Annotated in this window: 6 protein-coding genes and 1 pseudogene; 5 read left to right on the top strand and 2 right to left on the bottom strand. The window is 34.1% G+C overall.

The window, feature by feature from the left end; genetic code table 11:
* Positions 1–357: 357 nt before the first annotated feature.
* On the bottom strand, positions 358–696 hold the full coding sequence (locus OZD68_RS01460) for an outer membrane protein assembly factor BamE (protein WP_182309184.1): 339 nt from the start codon (positions 694–696) through the stop codon (positions 358–360).
* A 131-nt stretch (positions 697–827) separates the two neighbouring features.
* Here OZD68_RS01460 and OZD68_RS01455 point away from each other — a divergent pair, with 131 nt between their 5' ends.
* The 3 genes from OZD68_RS01455 to tsaB all read left to right on the top strand — a co-directional run bounded on the left by OZD68_RS01455 (position 828) and on the right by tsaB (position 3,670).
* Complete coding sequence (locus OZD68_RS01455; protein WP_182309183.1) at positions 828–1,817, top strand: ribonucleotide-diphosphate reductase subunit beta; 990 nt, start codon at positions 828–830, stop codon at positions 1,815–1,817.
* A gap of 138 nt (positions 1,818–1,955) precedes the next feature.
* Complete coding sequence (locus OZD68_RS01450) at positions 1,956–3,086, top strand: cation:dicarboxylate symporter family transporter (RefSeq protein ID WP_182309182.1); 1,131 nt, start codon at positions 1,956–1,958, stop codon at positions 3,084–3,086.
* Complete coding sequence (tsaB, locus tag OZD68_RS01445) at positions 3,086–3,670, top strand: tRNA (adenosine(37)-N6)-threonylcarbamoyltransferase complex dimerization subunit type 1 TsaB (RefSeq protein ID WP_182309181.1); 585 nt, start codon at positions 3,086–3,088, stop codon at positions 3,668–3,670. The genes OZD68_RS01450 and tsaB overlap by 1 nt, the downstream gene beginning before the upstream one ends.
* Here the strand turns inward: tsaB and OZD68_RS01440 are convergent.
* Positions 3,665–4,288 (bottom strand): DEAD/DEAH box helicase family protein, encoded by a 624-nt coding sequence (locus OZD68_RS01440; RefSeq protein WP_155969020.1) that lies wholly within the window; start codon positions 4,286–4,288, stop codon positions 3,665–3,667. The genes tsaB and OZD68_RS01440 overlap by 6 nt on opposite strands.
* A gap of 280 nt (positions 4,289–4,568) precedes the next feature.
* Between OZD68_RS01440 and OZD68_RS01435 the strand changes: the two genes are divergently transcribed.
* Positions 4,569–5,279 carry a class II aldolase/adducin family protein gene (locus OZD68_RS01435; RefSeq protein ID WP_182309180.1) on the top strand — a complete coding sequence of 237 codons (711 nt, stop codon included), beginning with the start codon at positions 4,569–4,571 and terminating at the stop codon, positions 5,277–5,279.
* Positions 5,280–5,384: 105 nt separating this feature from the next.
* A pseudogene (locus tag OZD68_RS06725) lies at positions 5,385–5,797 on the top strand (transposase); the annotation flags it as partial.

The raw sequence follows: 5,797 nt of genomic DNA, 5'->3' as shown, positions 1-5,797 counted from the left end.
TAAATGCTATTTGCTCAATAAGTTCACTGATATTGGTATGGCTAAATTTGAGATAGCTTCATAAATTTATTGTGCGTTACCTACTATCCGAAGAGCGATGCAACAAAGCCCACTTGGATCCAGTTTTCTTTACAAATTCACCAAAAGTGCTTCATTCTATAACGCAAAACCCATACTTACCAAACCCAATGCATTACTTGCAATTAAGTTTCCTGGATCCAAGTAGTCTGGGCACTGCCGTCATAAAGGAACTAGTGTCAGCTACTTTCATGACACCCTTCTGGTAGGCCCAAATCGCAATGTTCGTACAGTTATGGAATGAACCGCGGTATGACGTAGGAAGATCTGAGCAAACTTTCAATCAGAAACAGCCAAAGATCTCTCTAAGATGTCAGTTTCTTTTGTATCTTCAACTTTACCGTCCTGGTCGAATGAAATTTGCAGAGACTTACTACTATACTTCCTTTTTCCTAAAAAATTGGCTTGTTTAATTTCATATGAGACATAGTACCAAACATTGTCATCGAACTTTGATACTAATGTTGGTGATCCTAAAGTGTGAACCACTTTTTCTTTATCGTCACCTACTTTTATCTTGCTCCACAATTCAACACTAATGCCAGGAGCTCCGTGATTGTGAATAGTGTGAGTGCAGCTCACTGTAAATAATAAAATAAAAGATATTAATACTCGCATTTCTGTTGATAAATTACTTGAAGCTATAGTACACTAATAAATTATCTGCCGTCAAATTTCAAAAAAGTTAAATTGACTGATTCTCAATATCACTTAATATAATATTTACTTTAGAAAATAATAGGTGTCTTATGTCATTGTTAGAAGCAGATCCAATATACAAACCTTTTAATTACTCTTGGGCGTATGATGCGTGGCTGCAGCAACAAAGAATCCATTGGATACCTGAGGAAGTTCCGCTTGCTGATGACGTAAAGGATTGGAAAACTAAACTTTCAAGTGTAGAAAAAAATCTACTAACCCAGATCTTTAGATTTTTTACTCAGGCAGACATTGAAGTAAATAACTGCTACATGAGGCATTATTCAAATATATTTAAGCCAACGGAAATATGCATGATGCTTGCAAGCTTTTCCAATATGGAAACTATACACATTGCAGCTTATTCTTATCTTTTAGACACAATTGGCATGCCAGAAAGCGAGTATCAAGCATTCTTAAAGTATGATGCTATGAGAAAGAAGTATGAATACATGTTAGAATTCGAGGAAAGCAAAAAACACGATAAAAAACATGTAGCTAAAACTCTAGCGGTGTTTGGTGCATTTACCGAGGGGTTGCAGTTATTCGCATCATTTGCAATTTTGCTCAATTTTCAACGCTTTGGAAAAATGAAAGGCATGGGACAAATAATTGCCTGGTCAGCCCGTGATGAAACTTTGCACACCAATTCAATTATCATGTTGTTTAATACATTTATTAAAGAGAATAATGAAATTTGGGACGACGAGTTTAAAGAGGAATTATATTCTGCATGCCGCACTATTGTTGAGCTTGAGGATGAGTTTATAAAGCTTGCTTTTAATTTCGGAGACGTTGAAGGACTATCTGCAGAAGAAGTGCGCAATTACATACGCTACGTAGCAAACAGACGGTTAATGCAATTAGGTCTTGAGTCCATATATGATGTTAATGATAATCCTATTCCGTGGCTTGATGAAATACTAAATGGCGTGGAACATACGAATTTCTTTGAAAATAGAGTAACAGAGTATAGCCGTGCAGCAACTCAAGGCACATGGGAGGAGGCTTTTACTGAAAACGACACGAATAATAAGTGAGTGCTAATTTCACTCTTCTTTGTCATTCCAGTGTCAGCTACTTTCATTACGTCATTTGCTGTGCAGTTTAGACAGTTTTGCTTTACTTAACAACTAACTTACCATATATATGTCCATAGGACATTGGTATATAAGAACGTGCTACAACTATTAATCTTACTCACGGTCATCACTTCAGTTGCATTCTTTGGTCATTTAGTTCCAATGGAAGCAAAAACCTTCTTGTACTCAACGATCCTGAGTATAAAAGAGGTTTTGCTATTTATAATGCCTTTTATTATTTTTGCGTTAATCTTTAGCAGTGTTAACAATCTTAAGCAGTCAGCTATAAAGTTCATATTGTTACTTATTATAATGATCTTCTTGTCAAATCTGGCTTCAAGTTTAATGGCTTATTCTGTTGGGCATTTTATCATACAAAACACTCATTCAATACAAGATATAACGTATGAAGAAACAATTGTTCCCTTATGGTCGTTTAGGCTGCCTGCATTGCTTTCTAATTTTTATGCCCTTGCCTGTGGATTTGTGTCCAGCATAGTAGTGTCCACACTGCTACCCAAGAAAAGCAAAGAGCTTTCGAACAAAATGTTAGATTTAACTCTCTTTCTTTTGAAGACGTTTTTGACGCCGATTATTCCAATATTTGTACTTGGGCTTGCTTTAAAAATGCAGCATGATCAAGTTTTATCTATAATATTTAAGGATTACTCAATAATTTTCATTATTATAGCATCTGCAACCTACCTTTATGTTTTCCTCTTATATGGAGCAGCAAATTCATTCAAGATCACAAGCTGGATAGCTAGTATAGGCAATATGATACCGGCATTTATTACTGCAATGAGCACAATGTCTAGTAATGCAACTATGCCACTTACTCTTGAAGGAAGCAAAAAAAATGTAAAGCAACCTGACATAGCATCGTCTGTTGTACCAATAACTGCTAGCTTTCATTTAGTAGGTGATTGCTTTTTTATCATGATATTATCAATGATAATTGCCTCCGGTTATTCATTGTTCACAATAGATTATGTAACTTTTCTTCTCTATTTTTTGTTATTTAAGTTTGCTATCGTGGCAGTGCCTGCAGGAGGAATTATGGTAATGCTACCTATTCTTGAGAAATATCTCAAATTCTCTCCAGAAATGCTTTCGTTAATTACAGCATTGTATATAGTGTTTGATCCAATAATCACTTCAGCAAATGTTATGGGTAATGGTGCCTTTACTATAATATTTTCAAAACTATATGATAAGCTTAAGTAATGTCTATTTTAGCGATTGATACTGTAGGTATTGGTAGTTCAATAGCAATAGTTGATTATGATCGTAACTGTTTTGTAGAGCAGAATTCCACCAGCAATAGTCATGCAGAATCATTTTTTCAAATACTAAGTACTTTATTTGATAAGCACAACTATAATTATGATAAAATAGATCATTTGGCGGTAGTAGTTGGACCAGGAAGTTTCACTGGAATTAGAGTTGGTATATCAGCTGCACAGGGTATAAATCTTGCTACAAATAAGCCGTTATACGGGGTTAGTGCGCTGGAAGTTCAAGCCTACGCAATATCTTTGCTTTGTGCAAATAGCAAAAAAAATATCAGAGCTATAATCAAAAATGCTCAAGGGTTTTATACACAGTTATTTGATTTCAATTTATTGCCGCTGTCTGGTCCAACTGCAGCATGTGACCCTGGTTACGCTACAAGCAGTACACATATGGATTGCAATTTAAATGCTAGCCATGCAGGGCTATTAGTTCATTATAGACTGAAGAACAAGCAAAAATTAAATGAAGTTGAAGCTCTATATTTAAATGAGCCTCAGTATATGAAATTGCTATAGACTATTTTTTTGCATACACGCAATTTGGCTAAGCTTGTGCATCTGGTTTACTATCTCTTGAGCTACTTCTTTTATACTCATATTTGAATTTTCTATCTCTATAGCACTCGGTGGTGTAAATAAATTGTTAATCCTACATTGCTCTATCATGCTATTTAGATTAATCACCTTCCTATTTTTTCTTTGCCTTTTTAATGCAATACGCTTTTGTAATGTCGGTAGATCACACCTAAGTACCACAGGAAGGATTTCTGTGTTCATTTTTTTACTAAGCCTTACTATTGAATCATACATCCTCATGTTCTGGTCATTATTTTCCATCAACTCATCAATAAATATGTAATTTTTTGAGTGAATCGGATAATTTTCTATTACCTGAAGCATAATTTGCATAATGCCATATATTCTATCTTGAACTTCTTTAGGTATTTGATCACGTTCAAAGACACCATCGTATATAGAGCAAGCTTGAACATTGTTATAGAACTTGCTATTTACAATTAATGCGTCTATCATATTAGATAATTCTATTGCTGTGGAAAGTTTACCACTTCCAGAAAGACCAGAGAGATATATGAAAAATCCTGCTGGCTGTTTTTTTGTGTTAATATTTACCATATTATTTTCAATCTTGGAACTTACATTTATAATAACATAAAAATGAAGCTTTAAAACATATGAAATATTATATAGAAAATTATTTTTGTAGTTAAGATATTATGTAATTTAAAAACATAAATTCTGTATATAAACTCTATAATAACGATAACTATTTTTAAGCAAGCTACAACACAAAAGTGTTTGGTATTCAGAAAGTAAGACAGAGTGGCATAGACTTATTAGTTTACTACAAGTCTCTTTTCGCGTATAAACCTTCAGAAGATTCTAACAGAGGATTGTGTTGTTAACAAAGAGCAGAGTAAAAAGGGATCTAGTCTATGCCTATCAGATTTTGTCCTACCTTAAGTTCGATGATCATACATATACTCACCTTTCAGTGTGTTCTGAAGATCAAAAGTCGTTTTATATTTATCCGTTTGGTATGCGTTTTGATGAAGTAGATGAACGTTCGTTAATGAAAGTATCATTTGATGGAGATGTAATTGAAGGCAAAGAATATCAATATAATAGAACTGGCTATATAATTCATGGTTTTGTTTATCAAGCAAGGAAAGATATTCAAGCAATTTTTCACTTGCATACACCTTCTATTGTAGCGGTTTCTTCTCTCAAAGATGGGCTGCTTCCTATAAGTCAATGGGCACTGCACTTTTACAATAAAATCTCTTACCATAATTATAATTCCCTAGCACTTAGCGATACAGAAGGAAAGAGGTTAATAGCTGATCTGAAAGAAAATTTTGTCATGTTAATGCGTAATCATGGATCTATAACGTGTGGTCGGACTATACAAGAAGCAATGTTCTACACATATCATTTAGAACGAGCGTGCAAAACTCAATGTTTAACGTTAGCAATAAATAAGGAGTTATCAATTCCAAGTGAAGAAATTTGCTCAAAAGCTGTAAAGGATCTCCTATCTTTTGAAAGCAATCTTGGTGAGAGGGATTGGCACGCATGGGTTAGACTAATTAAAAGTAAGTTGTAAGAGACTTTCGCACTACTATCTGTCATCCAAGTAGTGACCTTACCCAGAAAAAGTAGAGAGAAAGTTAAAACGTTTTTGGAGTAAAATAAAACGTTTTTTCAAAATATGACAAATAGAAGAGAATATACAGCAGAATTCAAATTAGAAGCTGTTAAGCTGGTTAAAGAAACAGGTCAAGCAAGTACAAAAATAGCAAAAGATCTAGGTATAGATGGCAGTATGTTAAGTAAGAAAATATGATGGAAAAATGTCTGGAGCATACGCATTTCCAGGCAAAGGCTCCTTATGACAAAGAAAGATTTGATCTAAAAAAAGAACTAACAAGAGAAAGAGACATTTTAAAAAAAGCCCTGGGCAAAGAAAAAGAGTAAAGTATTCTTTTATATAGAAATTGCTATAAAACACAGGAACTATGTAGGGTTTTGTACTGGTGGTATTGGTTGCTAAGGAAAAAAGCAGTAAAGAATTAGCAAAAGAAGGGCTTCTAGCAGATATTCAAAAAATACATCAAGCTTCTA

It is taken from the genome of Wolbachia endosymbiont of Drosophila bicornuta, assembly GCF_028982105.1.
GTDB classification, from domain to species: Bacteria; Pseudomonadota; Alphaproteobacteria; order Rickettsiales; family Anaplasmataceae; genus Wolbachia; species Wolbachia pipientis.
Note: the sequence above shows the minus strand (reverse complement) of the source record. Positions and strands in the feature narration are given on the sequence as shown.